Consider the following 18469-nt stretch of genomic DNA (forward strand, 5'->3'; position numbering starts at 1 on the left):
AATCACAGCTTCATTAGATCAAAAGGGTATTTGCTTAATAGAGTTCATTTGGAATTCTCTCCCCAAAAAAGTAGAATTTCAACAACTGATGATCCGATACCTATACGAACGTCTGCTATACCGGTTGTCTTTAAGTCAATACAGGGATAAGTTATATCTTGTCAGCTAATAGGATCAAAACAGTGAAGATGGAGAAACAATTAAGCAATTACCAATGCGAATAGCCGTTCTTAGATTCGGTATTACTGTCTTTGTCCTGTACGTAGAAGCCATCCGGAGCAGTGAGGTAGGGGAAAACACCGATTTCCGCGGCGGATTGCGGAGCCGTGTTCCAGTCAAAATCTTTAAAAGTCTCTGTACTTACACTGGGCTGATCCGCAGTTGTGGCTGCAGTGGTTGCAACTGTGTCCCCGGTATTTCCATCTGACGATCCACAACTTGTTATTGAAGCGGTTAGGGATAGTGTAAAAAATATTTTTTCAAAAGTAGTGTTTGTTTTCATATAGTGTTTTTGTACCATAAAATTGTTGACCACCAAAAAGTGGGAAAGAACCACTATCTCCGAAATATACAGACCTGCCATAACATTCCGATAAAAACAATCACCCAGGCAGTAATTGAAAAATAAATAAAAACATTAGCTATAGGAAGAATGAAAGGAAGTTCAAGCGCTTTGGGAAAATTAAAAGTAGCAACGGTGTACATGCCCGCAGGGAAGACAAGCGACCAGTATTACGGATCAATGCTAAGAAACCAATTGCTTTTGGGAAAGCTTATCCTGATGCTTCATTTGCCATATTGGATCAGGAGAATTACTTGGATTGGATTACGAAATGAAAATACTGTCCGGTCCTATAATGTGATTTTGGATATTAGTTTTATCAACGATTTTGCTGATCGTTAGTTGTGGAAAAAAAGTATGTGCTGATCTGGAAGATCAATTCAAGTTAATAACGATTAACTGCTGTGCATTTGCAAAGAAGAAAATCAATTGGCAACGTGAGACGTGGGTGAATAATCAGATGGTTAATTCTTCCCCTGTTAAAGCAAAGTAAAGGTTTTGCAAATTGTGGACCCAAAAGAAATCAGTGTTATTTTGGTAGTTCCACATTCCGGTATTTCCTTGTGTAATTTCAACGAAAGATTTACAGTACTTATCCTTATCCTGTGAATAAGGACCAGTGTTTTCCATAGGAATCTTTTTGAATCCGAATTTTAATAACCATTCTTCTGTTAATAAAATTGAATCGGCCTGTTTTAACAAGCATTTTGTACTACCATCAATTTCAGTATGTTTTACATATTGTTCATCTATTCCAGTAACTGTAACGACTACCTGAGGATTCATGATGTAGTTACCAATTCTTAATACATTTTTTTCCATAATTTATTACAGTTTGTTATTACAGTTTGACCCCACATTTAAAACATTTGGTATAAACACTGCCTTTTGCTCATGGAAAAATATGATCACGTTTTTTGGTGGGTTCAACCTCAATATTGGTTCTAAATGTTCTGGTTCCCGCAAATTTACATATAATTTAATTAATGCATAAGGAGCATTTTCCATTTGATCAGTTATCAGATATTCCCGTTCCATTTTATCAAGGTCAAAATCAGAAACGGATTCATTATATTGCATTTTAAAGAAAGAAATCATGTGTATGAATCTCCTTGTTTTAGGCATAAGTTGTTTGCTAATTGCAGGTTTCAGCGCTTCATCCTCAGCGCCAGTAAATGTCAAGCCTGCATACAAAATTGAAACAGATACTGCAAAATTGATTCGTTCTGGATTGACGACTTATGCAAGCCCGCAAAACCGCAAAGCACTAAAGGTTGAAATTAAGAAAACAGAGGTGGGTTATACGTTCATCAGAAACGGACAGCCTTATTTTGTAAAAGGGGCAGGCGGGACTTCAGAAACCGAAGCCATAAAAATCGCAGGAGGAAATTCTTTCCGTACCTGGGATACCGGAGCCGGAGCGGCAAATCTGGAACAGGCAGAAAAACTTGGTTTAACTGTTACGATGGGGCTGAATGTAGCACGTGAACGTCATGGTTTTGACTACAACGACGCAGCTGCGGTAAAAAAACAACTGGACCATCTGCGTAAAGAAGTGCAGAAGTATAAGAACCACCCGGCTTTACTCGCCTGGGGCATCGGAAACGAACTGAACCTGGATTATAAAAATCCGAATGTCTGGAATGCAGTGAATGACATTGCAAAAATGATCCATCAGGAAGATCCGAACCACCCTGCCACTACCATGCTTGCCGGCATCAATCAAAGAGAAATAGACCACATCAAAGTTAAATGCCCAGACCTAGATTTCCTTTCTGTGCAGGTATACGGCGGATTGGCCAAAGTCCCTGATCAGCTACGGACCACAGGCTGGGATGGTCCCTACCTGGTCACTGAGTGGGGACCCACAGGGCATTGGGAATGTTCGAAAACATCATGGGGAGCCCCGGTTGAAGAGACTAGTACGGAAAAAGCTGAAGTCTACAAAACACGATACGAAGCATCCATCCTGAAAGATAAGAATTGTCTGGGTTCCTATGTATTTCTCTGGGGGCAGAAACAGGAGCGTACTCCTACATGGTATGGTCTGTTTACAGAAGCGGGAGAAACGTCAGCAGTATTTGACGTCATGCAATATGAATGGAGTGGCAGATGGCCTCAAAATCGGGCTCCCAATATCGGTTCATTCACCATAGATGGCAAAGGTGCACGCGGTTCTATTCATCTCAACCCCGAGGAGAAATATTTAGTGGTGATCTCCGTTTCAGATCCGGATAAAGACAAACTATCGATCAGGTGGGAACTGTTGCCTGAGGCAACGGATCTTGGGCAGGGTGGTGACAGGGAACGCAGACCTGCGCCGATCCCCAATATGGTAACGGCAAATTCCCTGACAAATGCACTGCTCAGCGTACCTATAAAGCTTGGTGCTTACCGTTTGTTTGTCTATGTGAGTGACGGTCATAATCATGTAGCTACTGCAAATATTCCTTTTATGGTACATTAAGCCATGCTTTTGCTAGCTACTTAACACTAGCCTGCCCAAACACTATTACCGATATTTTTATAAGCGGGTGAAAATTGCTGCTGGAACAAATTCTTTGCAATCTACTCCCATCAATGGCAGGGAGGTAATTATATTTCTGGGAGGAGGGAGAGACTGGGAAATTCATTTGATCACCAAAATGGATGTAAAGCAGAAATAGGATTATACAAAACGACAAGTAAATGCAGGACAGGAAGACTTGTTTTTCCAGAGGTTGCGCAGGGCCAGTTTGAGGTTGAGTTGAAACATGGTGGCATGGTTTGATTTCGGGAACGTGGTTTCCATTTTTATACCATAAGGTTAAACAGGCTTTTAAATGGAGCAGGTAGGGTTTTCCTATAGATCTTTGTTCGATAGCAGTCATTTGTTGTTCAGTTTTGAACAGGAGACGCCTAAGATTAACGGGTATTTCACATCAGCGGTCTTTTTTATGGGAATGTTCCCATCAATTGGGAACATTCCCATCGTTAAATTAATGCTAATCTGTACTGCGTTGATGAATTATTTGGACAAATTTAAGCGACCAAATTATAAACTTTAATGAAAAGACCTTTACTATTGCCTTTAGGGGGGACATGGCCCTTTTTATTATTTATCCTCATTTTTTTTCATTTTCAGCTTAAAGCTCAGGCACCTGCCGGTTATACGCTTGTCTGGTCTGATGAATTTAATTCCCCTGAGCTGGATACTACGATGTGGAAATACCGCACAGGTATCGCCGAATTCAGTTACTTAACTCCGGAAAATGTTGTTTTGGATAGCGGAAAAGCCCGCATCAACCTGCTAAAACAATCCTATGGAGGGAAAGAATATACCGCCGGAGGCATAATTACCAAAACCCCCAGAAGGTATGGCTACTATGAAGTTAGCGTAAAAATTGATGGTGGAGAAGGATGGCATGAAGCCTTTTGGTCTTCCTGGAAGAGTGGTTTTGATGACCTGAATCCTGCATATGAAAATATGGATAAACTGGAGATCGACTGTTTTGAGCATTATGCAGATTATGACAATAATTACTACACCTTCGGGGCTATTCAATGGGCTCCATTTACGGGGAATGCCAATAGAGATTACCGCACTACACCGGAAAATTTAGCCAGTTCGTATAACATTTTCGGGTTTGAATACACCGAGGATTATCTTAATTATTTCTATAACGGAAATCTCGTTAAAACGATTGATACCCGGAATTTGCCCAAACATGATCTTTATTTATGGCTCACCTGCATCGCTAAAAAAGCAGCCCCGACAGATTCGGGAGCAGTTTTTTTTGATTATCTGAGGTGCTATGAAATATCGCCGGCGAATTATAATTTACGTAAAGGCGCATTCCTTGCACATCTTGATTCCCTCAGATTACCCGTTCAATCCAGCGGAAAAGACCTGTGGATTGAAGCGGAAGATTTTAAGAATAAGATGAACTGGACCAAGGAACTGGATGAGAATATGGTGGTTCTTAAAGGATATACGCAACGTGTTGCAGGACGGGACAGCAGCGAACTTACAGCCGTCACCGGAATCAAGGTGGACAGTGCTGGTACTTACAAGCTTTGGGTAAGGTCAAGGGATTTCAGCACTGCCCCAGGTACGAGAAAATTTAAGGTGCTGTTAAATGGCCAGCCGGTTCCCGGGGAATTTGGCAACCATGGTGTGAATGGCTATGCCTGGCAAAGTGCAGGTACTTATGATTTGCCTCAGGATACTGCCACATTTGAGTTGTTTGACAGTTCCCAGAATTTTGCACGATGCGATAAATTCCTGTTAACTTCAGATACGTCTTTTGTTCCCATTGGAATTGGGGCCATTAGCAATGTAGCACATGTTGCCCCCGCCGGTAGCGGACAACCCTTTACAGCGGGTAATATTGCAGTCTTAAGAATAGGGGATGGTGTAAGCCAATTGACTTCCGGAAATGCAACAAGTGTTTTTCTGGACGAGTATACCGATGCGGGTATTTTAGTCAGAAGCGTTGCCATGCCCGTAGTGGTAACAGGTACGAATAAACGCCTGACATTACCTGTTTCATCAAGCGATAAAACCGAGGGCTATTTATCACGTTCTCCTGACGGGAGGTTTCTGGCTTTGGCAGGATATGATGCGGCGCCAGGTCTGGCCGGGGTAAGTACATCGGCAAGCTCAGCCGTAAAAAGAATTGTCGGTCTGGTCAGCGCAGATGGCATGGTAAATACATCAACCAGTCTCAATACATTTAGTGGGGTAACGATTCGGTCAGCGGTTACCAGTAACGGTACAGACATCTGGACAACCGGTGGCAACAATGGAATCCGGTATACTACCGTAGGCTCAACTGCTTCTACAGCGATTACCACTACAACTGCCCGGTGCCTCAACATTTTTGATGGCCAGTTATATGGCTCTACTACTGCAACCAACTTACGCATCGTGCAGATCGGGGTAGGATTACCCATAAGTGCAGGTCAGACGGTAAGCAATTTGCCCGGCATACCCCCGGCAGCAGGAAGCCCTTATGGTATTTTTCTGGCAGACCTGAATAGCTCGGTGCCCGGGCTGGATGTGATGTATGTGGCAGATGAGGGCGCCAGCGCATTGTCTAAATATTCACTTGTTGGAGAAACGTGGATGTTAAACGGAAAGATCGGTGCCGCTTCAGATCTGTATAGGGGGCTGACGGGTAAATATAACGGCAACAAGGTCGTTTTATATGCCACCAGGAAGAACAGCGGATTAACAACCGGAGGGGAGCTCGTTTCCATAACTGATACTACCGGGTACAATACGAGTTTTGCCGCTTCTCCTGTTGTGCTGCTGGCAATAGCACCAGCCAATATGATTTTCAGAGGGCTGGCTTTAGCGCCCGATACAAGCACCGCTGGCGTAACCCAGACAACTAAAATCGATACCAGTAAGCCTGAAGAAAAAAACGCAAGTTTGCGGGTGTTCCATTCCGGGGGCAGTGATGCGCTTGAGGTTGTAGTGACCGCAAAACTTAGGCTCCAGGGACCACTCAAAATCGTTAACCTAAGAACAATGCAAATCATCTATAATAATGAATTAAGGACCGAACCGGAAAAAACCTCCAGGATAATCGGCGTAAGGAATTTGACTCCAGGCTATTATGCAGCCTCTTTTTTAACAAGTCAGGGAACCCTGCATTATAAGTTTTTTAGTCAATGATGAGTATATTCCGCACAAAGCCATATCAAAGCAAACCAATCTAAACCAATTATAAGCCCGGGGACACTGCAATGCTTAATCAACAGACCAGGGGCCGGATATAAATACAACAAACATGAGAAAACTATTAGCCATTATTTTTATTTCTTTTGTAACCATCAATGCCTACGCGCAACTGAAAACCGTTTCAGGAAAGGTGCTTGATGAGCAAAATAAACCGCTGCCCGGGGTTACCGTTAGAGCCAATACCGGTAATGTAGGCGCAATCACCAATATGGAGGGTAATTATACATTGAAAGTTCCCGATAGTGCCAGGACGCTCACTTTCTCTTTCTTGTCCTTCATGCCTCAGACAATTGACATCAGTGGAAAAACTGTTATAAATGTAATTCTTAAGGAAAATATTACAGCACTGGAAGAAGTTGTAGCTGTTGGCTATGGAACGCAGACCAAAGCAAACCTGACAGGTGCGGTAAGTACGGTGTCGGTAAAGGAGGTTGAAGGAAGGGCACTGTCCTCCGCCGATCAGATCTTACAAGGAAAGCTTTCCGGGGTAACCATTGTTCAGAACTCAGGCAGACCGGGAGATGACAACTCGCAAATCAGGATCAGGGGTGTTTCTTCCATCGACAACAACAACGATCCTTTGGTCATCATTAACGGTGTTCAGGGAAACATCAACGACATTAATCCAAACGATATAGAGTCGGTCTCTGTGTTAAAAGATGCTGCATCGGCTGCAATTTATGGCTCCAGGGCATCTGCAGGGGTAATTATCATCGAAACAAAAAAAGGGAGTACCGGAAAAGGGCTCCAGGTCGAATACAACGTAACCGGGTCGATGGTAAATGCAACAAGACTACCCGAAACTGTAGATGCATACACCTATGCCTCTTTACTAAATGAAGCAAGAGCAAATGTAGCCTTAACACCTATATATACGCAGGCGCAGCTCGATCTGTTTAAAAGTCAGACCGACCCTAATTTTCCCAATACCAATTGGTATGATGTATATTATAAAAAGGCCTACATGCAAAACCATTATGTAAGTCTCAGGGGAGGGGAAAAGAATTATAAATTCTCTAATTCGGTGGGATATAAGGATCAGGATGGAATATTGACAGGTACCTCTTCTAAAAGACTTTCGTTCAACAGTAACCTGAACGGAAGCTTTCTTAAGGATAAACTGAGAATTAATCTGGGATTGGTAGGTTATTCAGAAAAGGGTAAAGAACTGATCTCTCCAACAAATACCGTATTGTCGGAAATTTCAGGCTCTCTTCCTACCGCATTTATTCAATCCATAGATACCCTTACAGGCAACCCCAATCTGTACAGTTATCCGGGAAGGTTTTTAGGGGCAAGGAACCTTGGAGGGGGAACAGATAACAAATTAAATAACCTGAATTCCAGGGCAAGTGTTGAAATAGAACCCATTAAAAATCTGATCGGAAAGATATTGTTAAGCAATAACAAGCTGAAAACAGATTACGTAAATTTCAGCCCTCAATTCTATACTTCTGGCACCTATGAGGAAACAGCCATAAACATCAGGGAGTCAAGCCTCGAAAAAAGGAATTCACAAAGTGACCTGAACACCTTTTTGGCGACGTTGGAATATTCCCTGAAAAAAAATAAACATGACTTTAAGTTTCTCGCGGCACATGAGCGGCTGGAAATGATCTATAATTATGATGCAGGAAGTGTTAAAAACCTTTCCTCCAATCAACCGATATTCAATTATGGAGATCCAACTTCGCCGTTCTTAAGCAGCGCCGCAAATGAAACGGCTACGGCCTCTTTATTTGGAAGGATTAACTATTCCTTTGCCGGCAAATACCTCTTGGAATTGAATATGAGACGTGATGGTTCCTCACGCTTTGCAGATGGAAAAAAATGGGGCAACTTTCCTTCCGTCTCCGCAGGATGGAGGATCAGTGAAGAGCAATTTTTCAAGGGTTTAAAAAAGAATGTATACCTGAAATTACGGGGCTCATGGGGTAAACTCGGCAACCAGAACATATTCACCCAGTACGCATTTGCCGATCAGATGAGTGGTTCAGAATATTATGCTTTTGGAAATGCAATTGTACCGGGAAGAGGTACCATAATCCTGGCCAATAAGAATACCAGGTGGGAAACCACCGAACAGTTTGATGCTGGATTTGACATGATTTTATGGAATAAATGGAATGTCACATTTGATTATTTTAATAAAAAAACCTACGATATTCTTGCCCGTGTAACCATTCCGCCATCTCTGGGGGTCTCGGTACTTCCTTATCAGAATATTGGTGACATGGCCAACAAGGGCATTGAGATGAGTGTAGGTTATAATTCCGGAGTAAGCGCAAAGAAAATAAATTATGGCTTTACCCTAAACGCCAGTTATATTACCAATAAACTGACTTCATTAGGTGGTTTGCCCTATGTAGATCATAGTGTCACTAACCGGAGCATTGTTGGAGAGGCCTTCTCCTCGTTCTACGGGTACAAGGTAGATGGTATTTACCAGGTGTCTGACTTCAACTGGCAAAATAACAGTGATCCTTCTGTACCACATGGAAGTCGAGCCTATGTGTTAAAGGAAGGCATGCCTAATGTTTCAGCGGTAATGAGTAATCCGGCACCTGGGGACATCAAAATCAGTGATGTTAAACCCGATGGCGTGATCAACCCTGACGATAAGGCCATTATAGGCAATCCGATTCCTAAGTTCCAGTATTCGTTTTCTGCAAATGTTTCCTATAAGAACTTCGGTCTCAATGTTATCGGACAGGGTACGGGCCGTGCAGATGCCTATATGAACGGTAATCTGATCGCACCTTTTTATAACACCACAGGACCTTTGTTGACCAGTACGGTTGCCAATCGCTGGACTTATGACAATCCTTCAGCTCAATACCAACGGATATATGTAGACAAAGGCCGCGATGCGCTGATCACCAGCTATAACATTTACAATGCTTCTTATTTCAGGCTCAAAAGTGTGCAATTGTCTTATACCTTAAATAGCGCATTTACGAAAAAGTTTGAAGTAAGCAGATGCAGGATATTTTTCAATGCCGAGAACCTGTTCCTGATCTCGGATTTCCCTGACGGATTTGATCCGGAAAGAAGTTCGACAAATGTTACCACAGGTTTCCACCCGCAGGTAGCTACTTACTCACTGGGCCTAAACCTTAATTTTTAAAATATTAATTGTGAATGATATGAAAACCATAAAATATATACTTTTAAGCTTCATGGCCTGCCTGATTTTCGGCTGCACAAAGGACTTTCTCGACCGGAAGCCAATAGATTTTCTTGCCCCTGATAATTTTAAAACAGAGAATGACATCAAAGAAGCTGTAAATGGAATTTACCGAGCCTACATCTCCGACAAGAATGAACCAATTTACACAGATTTCATCGTCGACAATGGCTACTTCCCGGATTACAGAGATATGTGGAACAGGACATACAACAATGAAACAAGTTACATCGTAAACAAATGGACCAGGGATTATAAAATGATCCTCAGAGCCAATACCGTTCTTGCTTATATTGATAATGTAAAACTATCGGAAACTGCCTATAAACAGTATAAAGGAGAAGCCACTTTTTTACGTGCACTTGCCTATTTTGATCTGTCTTTCTTTTTTGGTGGTGTGCCAATGCGCCTGAAGCCGGAAGGTCTTGAAGAAGCCAATAAAGCCATAACGCCAAAAGCGGAAATAGTAGAGCTGGTGCTTAAAGATCTGGAAGAGGCATCCGAAATGCTCCCCAAATCCTATGCTGCTACTGAAAAAGGAAGGGCAACCAAAGGCGCAGCGTTAGCGATTAAGGCCAGGGTACTCCTTTACAATAAAAGATACGAGGAGGCAGCAGCGTATTGTGCTAAAGTAAAAGCTTTGAGTTATTACAAGATCATGCCGGAGTATAAAACGATGTTCCTGCCTGAAGGCGAAGCAGATAATCTCGAAACGATTTTTGACATGCAGTTTCAAACCAATGCATTGCCACAAGGGCTTTCCAATTCCTGGTACGATAGATTTTACCTCTTCTCAGGTTACCAGGTTTCCCATGATTTATATGAACAGTTCTATTCTACAAACGGCTTATCTATAAACAATACTGCCAATAAGTTATATGACCCCTCGGTGAGGGTTTCGGATCTGGTATCCCCATCTAATTATGTTAAAAATGGGGGGTATGACAATCGTTTTCAAAACCGCGATCCCAGGATGCATTTCTCCATAGTTACACCTTACACCATTGACTCTTATGACAAAACGACCAAGGCTCCGGGTGTGTTTTATCCAACCGATAAGAAAGCAGCCAATCTCACCAGCTTCAGGGTCAGGAAATATGTAGAGTATACGAATTATAATGTGCCCGGTATTTCGGGCGTAAATCCAGTTATAATCAGGTATGCGGATATCTTACTTATGGAGGCCGAAGCATTGGTTGAAAAAGGCGGGTATGACGAAGCCTATGTTTTTTCTTTGATCAATCAGGTCAGACAGCGTGCCAGTGTGATGATGCCCAAAGTGGAGACAGTAGAGGGATCAGGCCTCTCCGCGCAGACCCTGAGAGATATCATCAGGCATGAAAGAAGAGTGGAGTTTGCATTTGAGGGACTACGACTTAATGACATCATGCGGTGGGAGACGGGTGCAGAAAGCTATAAGGACCTTAAGGGTTTTAATCCGGCAAAGCTCACCAAATTTGCATCCACTGGTATCGTTTACGAAGTGAGTACAGCCTTACAGCGTACCGCTTTTGATGCCTCCAAAGGATACTTGTGGCCAATTCCGAAAACAGAAACCGATGCCAACAAACTTATAAAATAGTACAGGCTGTCTGTTGACATTCCAATTTAATAGGTTGGATGTCAACAGATTTTTAGGTTGATTCTCTCAGGATCAACTCGGTTTTCAATACTTTGGTCACCGCTTTCCATTCGCTTACATCCCTGTTTATTTGTTCGATTAACAACTGGGCTGCAGTCATCCCAATTTCTGAAATGGGCTGTGCTACAGTCGAAAGAGAAGGTGCGATCAGGGCCGAGGCATAATCGTTGCTGAACCCAATGATGGCTATTTCTTCCGGGATCTTCAGCCCTCTCTTTTTTATAACTTGAATGGCCTCTATCGCTGTAGGATCATTCACGGCAAAAATCGCATCTGGCGGATCCTCCAGATTTAACAGGTGGTTAACATAGATCTTTACCTTTGAAATCTCCAGATCATAAGCGATAATGAGTTCCTCATCTATAGCGATATTGTTTTTCTTCAAGGCGGATTTATATCCTTCCAATCTGCGCCCGCTTATCCGTAAAGAAGGTGGCCCGGCAAGATGTGCAATCCTTTTTCTCCCGCTTTTTATCAGGTAGTCTACGGCATGAAATGCCCCCTCAAAATCATCTACAATTACCTTGGGTACCTTCATCTCATCGCAGACACGGTTAAAAAATACGATCGGAATGCCTTTTCTTTCAAATATCTTTAAATGATCGTAGTTCTTGGTTTCCCTTGTGATGGAAATAAGAATACCATCCACCTGATTGGCGAGCATCACTTTTGTGTTTGCAACCTCAGTTTCATAGGTTTCATTTGACTGACTAAAGACGGTATTGTAACCTGCCTTAGTAGCCACCTCCTGGGCCGCAATAATGATGTGCGGGAAATAAGAGCTCGAAAATTCAGGAACAATGATGCCAATGGTATTGCTTTTCTTGCTGATCAGACTGATGGCAAGCATATTTTTTTGATAATCAAGTTTTTCTGCCAGCTCCAGTACCGCTTCCCTTGACTTGGCGCTTACATTAGCATGGCCGGTTAAGACCCTTGAAACGGTCGATTTCGAAAGATTCAGCGCCTTGGCAATGTCAATAATGGTTACCTGGTGTTTTTTCATTGGGTCCTTGCGAATTTCAGTATTGCTAAATATAATACTTAATATTTCAAAAGGGAAAATGGTTTGGGAATGTTCCCTAATATTGGGACCGTTCCCAAAATAATAACCTTTTTGAAAGGTGTAGTGTCCACCTGTTGAATGCTATATTTGAACTAACCATTTGTAAATTATGTCCCTGAAAACGGAGATTAGAACATCAATTTTGAAAAACCCGATAGCAATTATCTGCCTGCTGTTTCTTTTTTCTGCAGCAAAAGCGGCAATTCCCAATACTGAAATTTCGATGCACAGTCCTTCGGGGCACCTTACTGCCCGTATATTTCATACCAAGGGCAGACTGTCTTACACTATAGATGCAGATCAGCAATCCGTTATCGACACCGCTGCTATGGGCATGGTGATTAACGGCAAGTCTTACGGAACAGGTATCACCGGTATTTCTATGGCTAGGAAGAGCATGTCGGGGAAAGGTAAGGATGCATACAACGCTTATATTTTTTTAATAAAAGAGGCGGACAGGACCTATAAGGTGGAGTTCCGGCTGTCAAATCAAGGCCTTGCATTCAGGTATGTTTTTGAGGCAGATACAGGTCAGCAGGTGACCAGGGAGCTGACTACTTTCGTACTTCCCAAATCACGCGTATGGTATTTTGAGCGAAACAGTGATTGGAAACTTAAAAGCTATGCCGGCCTATGGCAGGCAACCTCAACGGATAGCCTGAACACCATATCCAGCCAGGGCCCCTTGCAGGGAAAGCCGCTGTTATTTGAGCTGCCGGGAAAAAGATATGTAATGCTTACTGAGGCGGCACTGTATAATTATAGTGGCATGCGCTTCAAAGCCAGGGCCAATCGGGTACTTGAGGTAAATTATACAGAGCAGGATGGATTTACCGTGGAGGGGAAATTAACGACCCCCTGGCGGGTTTTGTTGTATGCAGATAACCTGAACAGTCTGGTGTACAACACCATGATCAATGACTTAAACCCCGAACCTGATCCCCAGTTATATGCTGATAAAAGCTATATAAAGCCAGGGAGAGCAGTCTGGAGCTGGATCACCAGGGATGAAAATTACATGAATCCAGAGGAGGAAATTAAATTTATCAATGCGGCTGCCCAGCTGAATTTTGAATATACCATGCTGGATGAAGGCTGGGAAACAGAATGGCCCGACAAGTGGAAGCAATTACGTCAAATCTGCAGCTTTGCAGCGGATAAGAAAGTTGGGGTATGGGTATGGAAAAACTCTAAAGCGTTGAGGGATCCTTTAAAAAGAGATGCATTTCTCGATAGTGTGCACGCTGCCGGCGTGGTTGGGATAAAAACAGATTTCATGGATAGTGAAGCCAAAGCGCTGATTGTTTTTGAAATAGAATTTTTAAAGGCCTGTGCAAAAAGACGATTAATGGTTAATTTTCATGGTTGTCACCCGCCAACCGGAGAAAGTAAAACTTATCCCAATGAAATGACCAGGGAAGGCATCAGAGGCATGGAACTGAATATCATGAAAGAACCTATCCCGGCATGGCACAATGCCGCCCTGCCTTTTACCAGGCTGGTACTTGGCCACGGTGATTATACTCCTGGTCTTTTTTACAACAAAGCCAATACCACCAATACACACCAACTCGCATTGTTCTATCTGTTCAATTCATCTTTCCAGTGTCTGGCTGAAAATCCGGTAAAACTACTGGCCGACGATCAGTTTAAACAAATCATTCCACTGCTAAAAACCCTGCCGGTGACCTGGGATGAAACGATTGTGTTGAAAAGCAGCTCCATCGGTGAAATCGCTGCCTTTGCCAAAAGGAAGGGGGACACCTGGTACCTGGCCGCAATTAACGGGACAGCCGAAAACAGGAGCATTTCTTTGGAGCCTTATTTCCTGAAAAAATTCAAAAAATATAGTGCGATTACCATAACAGATGCTGTTGATGGCGGTTTTCTGAAAACAACATCAGCCATTAGCAGCAATAGTATTAAAAAAATAGTACTTGGACCTAATGGTGGTGTGGTAATGGAAATTAAAAGTTCCAGATAGCTAATTCCGATATATGATGATCAAAAAATACGTTTGCTTTTTCTTACTCCTCCTGTTTTCTTCAGGTGCTTATGCCCAGCTAAATACACAAACGCTTTCCGGAAGCTGGTCCTTTGCGCTGGACCCGTTAAAAATAGGCACAAATGAAGGCTGGACAGACCCGAATTTCCCCGACAGTAAATTGGATAAGGTAACCGTTCCACATTCCTTTTCTGTTGACAAGCGATATTTTTTTTATACCGGAACGGCCTGGTATTTTAAAAAATTCGAGGTCGGTCCCCTTCCTCAGAATTCCAGGGCATTTATCAAATTTGACGCTGTTTTCTATAAGTGCAGGATATGGCTCAACGGTAAGAAAATAGGGGCTCATGAGGGAGGCTATACGCCCTTTGAATTGGACGTAACTTCCAGTCTTAAAGCAAAAAACACCTTATCGGTGATGGTCGATAATTCCTGGGACAGAACAACCATCCCGGGGGCACGGGCAGTAGATTCTAATTATAACGCTGCAGCTGCTCAAGTTTATCCATGGATGAACTACGGTGGCCTTACCAAGCCTGTAACACTAAAGATAAGACCTGCAGTCTATTTAAAAAACATTAAAATTCAGACAGATCCTGATTTAAAAAAAGGAAATGCTGTAATTAAAATTAAAGCATTTATTGAAAATAAATCGGCTTCAGATACCACTGTAACATTGAATTTGAATGTTTTTAGTGGTCCAGAACACTTCAGAAAACTGTTTAATCCGGTGAAAGTAAGCGTTGCCGGTAACTCAACAAAAACGCTAGACCTGGAAACCAATATGCCCGCAAAAAGTGCAAAACTATGGAGTCACGACAGGCCGTTTTTATACACAATGACAGCCCAGATCGGTACCGATACTTTGAAGCGCAATTTTGGAATCAGGAAAATTGAGGTTAAAGACGCAAGGTTACTGCTCAATGGAAAGCCCATAAGAATGGGTGGTGGTAACAGACCTGCAGATTATCCTGGTTTTGGCGCCTTGGATCCCGACAGCATATTGACCAGGGATCTGATTTTAATGAAATCCGCAGGCATGGAGCTGTCCAGAATAGCCCATCATGCGGTGTCAACAGATTTGCTGGACTGGGCAGACAAAAACGGCATGCTCATCATCACAGAAGCTGGTAACTGGCAACTGGCTTCTTCTCAAATGGCCGACCCGCTGATGCGGGGTAAATTTCAGTCACAAATGCAGGAAATGGTCGAAAGAGACTGGAATCACCCATCGGTAGTTGCGTATTCTCTGGGTAACGAGTTTTATTCCCACAAAGCAGAAGGACAGGCATGGGTCAGAGATATGAGTGCGTTTACAAAGCACCTGGACAGTACCAGGTTGATTACCTTCGCCAGTAACATCGTCTTCAGGGATTACATTAGAAAGCCGGAGGATGAAGCCTCTCAGTATGTTGATTTTGTAAGTGCAAATGTCTATGCCAATCATGCAAAATGGATTGCACATATCCACGAATTGTACCCATCAAAACCTGTTTACATCAGTGAGTTTGGCATCATGCTAACCCCAAATAAAACAGAAAAAGACAGGATCGCTTATTTGAAGTCCGCTATTGATGCCTTTAGAAACACCGATTATGTAATTGGTGCCTCTATTTGGTCATTCAATGATTATCTGAGCCGCTTCCCCTTGTCAAATTCAGATGGGTACCGCTCCTGGGGTGTGGTCACACCTGCCCGGGAATTAAGAGCTGCATATCAATTTTTACAAGAGGAATTTGCACCGGCTTCGATCGCTATCAGGAGCTTCAGGGATGGGAAATTGTCACTGACCATAAAATCAAGAGCAGATTTTCCTTCTTATACCTTGCAGGGATATCAAATAAAGATTGGCAACAAGCGTATCCCAATTGGAACATTACAGCCTGGCGAATCCCAGGAATTAAATATAGCCCTATCGGCTACAGACAAACCTGCCTATCTGGAACTAATAAAACCAGGAGGCTTTACAATTATGAAACAAAATATAGTTTATGATCATTAATCAAGGGGGCGAAAAGAGGGCCCTGCAATCCAATGATTTGCAGGCAGATCTGGCGGTTATTGGCGGAGGAGTATCGGGAACGTGTGCCGCAATAACGGCTGCAAGGCAAGGTCTTAAAGTTGTGCTGGTGCAAGACAGACCCGTTCTTGGCGGAAATGCAAGCAGTGAAGTCAGATTGTGGATGTTAGGCGCAACATCACATATGGGAAATAATAACCGTTGGGCAAGGGAAGGGGGCGTTGTAGATGAACTTATGGTTGAGAATATGTACAGAAACCCGGAAGGAAATCCTTTGATATTTGATACAGTTTTACTCGATAAGGTTGTTTCAGAACCCAATATTACCTTGTTGCTGAACACTGCAGTTTATGATATAGAGAAATCAACCTCCGATGAGATCGCAGCGGTAAAGGCATTTTGCAGTCAGAATTCTACCGAATATTTCATAAAATCACCGCTGTTTTGTGATGCTTCCGGTGATGGTATTGTGGCTTTCTTAGCAGGCGCTGCGTTTAGAATGGGCGCCGAAGCCAAGGAGGAATTTGGTGAACTGTTTGCCCCTACAAAAGAATATGGAGAATTGCTGGGCCATAGTCTTTATTTCTATAGTAAGGATACCGGTAAGCCTGTGAAATTTGTTGCGCCATCTTATGCGCTTGATGACATCTCAAAAGTGCCGAGGTTTAGGAACTTTAATTCCAAAGAATATGGTTGCAAACTCTGGTGGCTGGAGTATGGGGGCAGGCTGGATACTGTCCATGATACAGAAAAAATAAAATGGGAACTTTGGAAGGTGGCTTATGGTGCATGGAATTATATTAAAAATTCCGGTAATTTTCCGGAAGCCGAAAACCTGACACTGGAATGGGTTGGCACCATACCGGGTAAAAGAGAGAGCCGCCGTTTTGAAGGGGAATACCTCATAAAACAACAGGACATTGTGAACCAGCAGTTACATGAGGATGCAGTTGCCTTTGGTGGCTGGAGTATAGACCTGCATCCCGCCGACGGCGTGTTTAGTGAAAAACCGGGTTGTAATCAATGGCATAGTAAGGGCATTTATCAAATCCCTTACCGCTCTCTATATAGCAGGAACGTTAAAAACCTGTTTTTAGCTGGAAGGATCATTAGCGCAACACATGTTGCGTTTGGTTCTACCAGAGTGATGGCCACTGCATCGCATGCCGCACAAGCCGTTGCCATAGCAGCAAAGATCTGTAAGGACAACAAATTGTTACCCGCAGACATTTATCCTAAAGGTTTTATACCGGAATTGCAGACTGAATTGCTGCGTACCGGACATCATATCCCGGGGCTGGTACTACATGATAAGCTCGACCTGGTTCGCGATGCGGTCATTTCCGCATCCAGTGAGTTACTGCTTACCGAACTTCCTGAAAGTAAGCTGATTAATCCGCTTGAGTTTTCTGTTGCACAAATGATCCCTATGCACGCAGGAAAGATTGAGGCATTTGTTTTTCATGCGGAAGGAAGCTCGGATACTGAATTGGAAGTAGCCCTCAGGATCAGTGGCAAGAATGGGAATCACACTCCTGAGCTAACCCTTGACAAAATTTCGCTTCCAATCAAAAAAGGAAGGAATTGTCTGCAGGTTAAATTCAATGCGGAGCTAAAAGAAGACACCTATGCCTTTCTCACTTTTATCAAAAATCCAGCAGTTAGTTTAGTCTATTCGGCACAAAGAATTACCGGTTTATTGTCTGTCTTTAACTCGATTAATGAAGCGGTATCTAATTATGGCAAACAGACTCCCCCGGAAGATATTGGAGTAGATGAGTTTGAGTTCTGGTGCCCCAAACGCAGACCCCAAGGACATAACATCGCATTTAAATATGAATCCGGCATTGATGCTTTTAAAGCTGAGAATGTTACAAATGGCATAGACAGGCCAGTATCGGCACCAAATGCCTGGGTGGCAGATTGGGCAGATAAAAATCCCTTCCTAAACATTACATGGCCCGAAGCTAAAACCATCGGCAGGATTGAGCTGCTGTTTGACACCGACTATGATCATCCCATGGAATCCGTACTGATGGGGCATCCGGAAAACGTAATGCCATTTTGTGTCAGAAATTATGTGATCAGGGATGATAAAGGAATTGTTGTTTTTACTCAAACAGGAAATTATCAAACCAGAAATGTGATTGAACTGGCCGAACCTTTACACACTAAAAGCCTTACCATACATTTAGAACACCCCTCCGGAGAGGTACCTGCAGCTTTATTCTCAGTGCGTTGTTATCAAAATAGTTAATC

General features: G+C 42.9%; 12 protein-coding genes. 8 read left to right on the forward strand and 4 right to left on the reverse strand.

All coding sequences use genetic code 11. The features are described 5' to 3' along the window. Positions 1 to 208: 208 nt before the first annotated feature. Positions 209 to 502 (reverse strand): hypothetical protein, encoded by a 294-nt coding sequence (locus tag AC6CH7_RS01395; protein WP_498260969.1) that lies wholly within the window; start codon positions 500 to 502, stop codon positions 209 to 211. A 53-nt stretch (positions 503 to 555) separates the two neighbouring features. Continuing rightward, a complete protein-coding gene (locus tag AC6CH7_RS01400; protein ID WP_498260970.1) occupies positions 556 to 705 on the reverse strand; it encodes a hypothetical protein in 150 nt (49 codons plus the stop codon). Here AC6CH7_RS01400 and AC6CH7_RS01405 point away from each other — a divergent pair. Continuing rightward, positions 653 to 904: a hypothetical protein gene (locus AC6CH7_RS01405; protein ID WP_498261563.1), complete on the forward strand. Its 252-nt coding sequence runs from the start codon at positions 653 to 655 to the stop codon at positions 902 to 904. The two genes, AC6CH7_RS01400 and AC6CH7_RS01405, sit on opposite strands and share 53 nt — an antisense overlap. Before the next feature lie 114 nt (positions 905 to 1018). On the opposite strand, the gene AC6CH7_RS01410 is transcribed toward AC6CH7_RS01405, so the two are convergent. After that, positions 1019 to 1384 carry a hypothetical protein gene (locus AC6CH7_RS01410; RefSeq protein WP_498260971.1) on the reverse strand — a complete coding sequence of 122 codons (366 nt, stop codon included), beginning with the start codon at positions 1382 to 1384 and terminating at the stop codon, positions 1019 to 1021. 280 nt (positions 1385 to 1664) lie between these two features. Between AC6CH7_RS01410 and AC6CH7_RS01415 the strand changes: the two genes are divergently transcribed. The 4 genes from AC6CH7_RS01415 to AC6CH7_RS01430 all read left to right on the forward strand — a co-directional run bounded on the left by AC6CH7_RS01415 (position 1665) and on the right by AC6CH7_RS01430 (position 11059). Further along, positions 1665 to 3029 (forward strand): glycoside hydrolase family 2 TIM barrel-domain containing protein, encoded by a 1365-nt coding sequence (locus AC6CH7_RS01415; protein ID WP_498260972.1) that lies wholly within the window; start codon positions 1665 to 1667, stop codon positions 3027 to 3029. 579 nt (positions 3030 to 3608) lie between these two features. Continuing rightward, positions 3609 to 6224 carry a glycoside hydrolase family 16 protein gene (locus AC6CH7_RS01420; protein ID WP_498260973.1) on the forward strand — a complete coding sequence of 872 codons (2616 nt, stop codon included), beginning with the start codon at positions 3609 to 3611 and terminating at the stop codon, positions 6222 to 6224. Positions 6225 to 6339: 115 nt separating this feature from the next. Beyond that, positions 6340 to 9417, forward strand: a complete 3078-nt coding sequence (locus tag AC6CH7_RS01425; RefSeq protein ID WP_498260974.1) for a SusC/RagA family TonB-linked outer membrane protein — start codon at positions 6340 to 6342, stop codon at positions 9415 to 9417. Between the two features lie 19 nt (positions 9418 to 9436). Further along, positions 9437 to 11059 carry a RagB/SusD family nutrient uptake outer membrane protein gene (locus AC6CH7_RS01430; protein WP_498260975.1) on the forward strand — a complete coding sequence of 541 codons (1623 nt, stop codon included), beginning with the start codon at positions 9437 to 9439 and terminating at the stop codon, positions 11057 to 11059. A gap of 52 nt (positions 11060 to 11111) precedes the next feature. Here the strand turns inward: AC6CH7_RS01430 and AC6CH7_RS01435 are convergent, their stop codons facing one another. Continuing rightward, on the reverse strand, positions 11112 to 12125 hold the full coding sequence (locus AC6CH7_RS01435; RefSeq protein ID WP_498260976.1) for a LacI family DNA-binding transcriptional regulator: 1014 nt from the start codon (positions 12123 to 12125) through the stop codon (positions 11112 to 11114). Between the two features lie 169 nt (positions 12126 to 12294). On the opposite strand from AC6CH7_RS01435, the gene AC6CH7_RS01440 reads away from it, so the two are divergent. From AC6CH7_RS01440 to AC6CH7_RS01450, 3 genes are read left to right on the forward strand one after another with little or no spacing between them, the layout of a single operon-like run. Then, positions 12295 to 14169 carry a glycoside hydrolase family 97 protein gene (locus AC6CH7_RS01440; RefSeq protein WP_498260977.1) on the forward strand — a complete coding sequence of 625 codons (1875 nt, stop codon included), beginning with the start codon at positions 12295 to 12297 and terminating at the stop codon, positions 14167 to 14169. A 13-nt stretch (positions 14170 to 14182) separates the two neighbouring features. Further along, the gene (locus tag AC6CH7_RS01445; protein ID WP_498260978.1) at positions 14183 to 16192 is read left to right on the forward strand and encodes a glycoside hydrolase family 2 protein; all 2010 of its coding nucleotides are present in this window, start codon (positions 14183 to 14185) and stop codon (positions 16190 to 16192) included. Continuing rightward, complete coding sequence (locus AC6CH7_RS01450) at positions 16182 to 18467, forward strand: FAD-dependent oxidoreductase (RefSeq protein WP_498260979.1); 2286 nt, start codon at positions 16182 to 16184, stop codon at positions 18465 to 18467. Before AC6CH7_RS01445 ends, AC6CH7_RS01450 begins: the two co-directional genes overlap by 11 nt. Positions 18468 to 18469 lie beyond the last annotated feature (2 nt).

Source organism: Pedobacter sp. GQ55 (assembly GCF_059758925.1).

What these genes read in the sequence shown, in the direction of transcription:
- AC6CH7_RS01435 (WP_498260976.1), bottom strand. Translation starts at nt 12,125, where the DNA reads ATGAAAAAACACCAGGTAACCATTATTGACATTGCCAAGGCGCTGAAT.
- AC6CH7_RS01430 (WP_498260975.1), top strand. Translation starts at nt 9,437, where the DNA reads ATGAAAACCATAAAATATATACTTTTAAGCTTCATGGCCTGCCTGATT.
- AC6CH7_RS01405 (WP_498261563.1), top strand. Translation starts at nt 653, where the DNA reads ATGAAAGGAAGTTCAAGCGCTTTGGGAAAATTAAAAGTAGCAACGGTG.
- AC6CH7_RS01400 (WP_498260970.1), bottom strand. Translation starts at nt 705, where the DNA reads ATGTACACCGTTGCTACTTTTAATTTTCCCAAAGCGCTTGAACTTCCT.
- AC6CH7_RS01415 (WP_498260972.1), top strand. Translation starts at nt 1,665, where the DNA reads ATGAATCTCCTTGTTTTAGGCATAAGTTGTTTGCTAATTGCAGGTTTC.
- AC6CH7_RS01395 (WP_498260969.1), bottom strand. Translation starts at nt 502, where the DNA reads ATGAAAACAAACACTACTTTTGAAAAAATATTTTTTACACTATCCCTA.
- AC6CH7_RS01450 (WP_498260979.1), top strand. Translation starts at nt 16,182, where the DNA reads ATGATCATTAATCAAGGGGGCGAAAAGAGGGCCCTGCAATCCAATGAT.
- AC6CH7_RS01420 (WP_498260973.1), top strand. Translation starts at nt 3,609, where the DNA reads ATGAAAAGACCTTTACTATTGCCTTTAGGGGGGACATGGCCCTTTTTA.
- AC6CH7_RS01440 (WP_498260977.1), top strand. Translation starts at nt 12,295, where the DNA reads ATGTCCCTGAAAACGGAGATTAGAACATCAATTTTGAAAAACCCGATA.
- AC6CH7_RS01425 (WP_498260974.1), top strand. Translation starts at nt 6,340, where the DNA reads ATGAGAAAACTATTAGCCATTATTTTTATTTCTTTTGTAACCATCAAT.
- AC6CH7_RS01410 (WP_498260971.1), bottom strand. Translation starts at nt 1,384, where the DNA reads ATGGAAAAAAATGTATTAAGAATTGGTAACTACATCATGAATCCTCAG.
- AC6CH7_RS01445 (WP_498260978.1), top strand. Translation starts at nt 14,183, where the DNA reads ATGATGATCAAAAAATACGTTTGCTTTTTCTTACTCCTCCTGTTTTCT.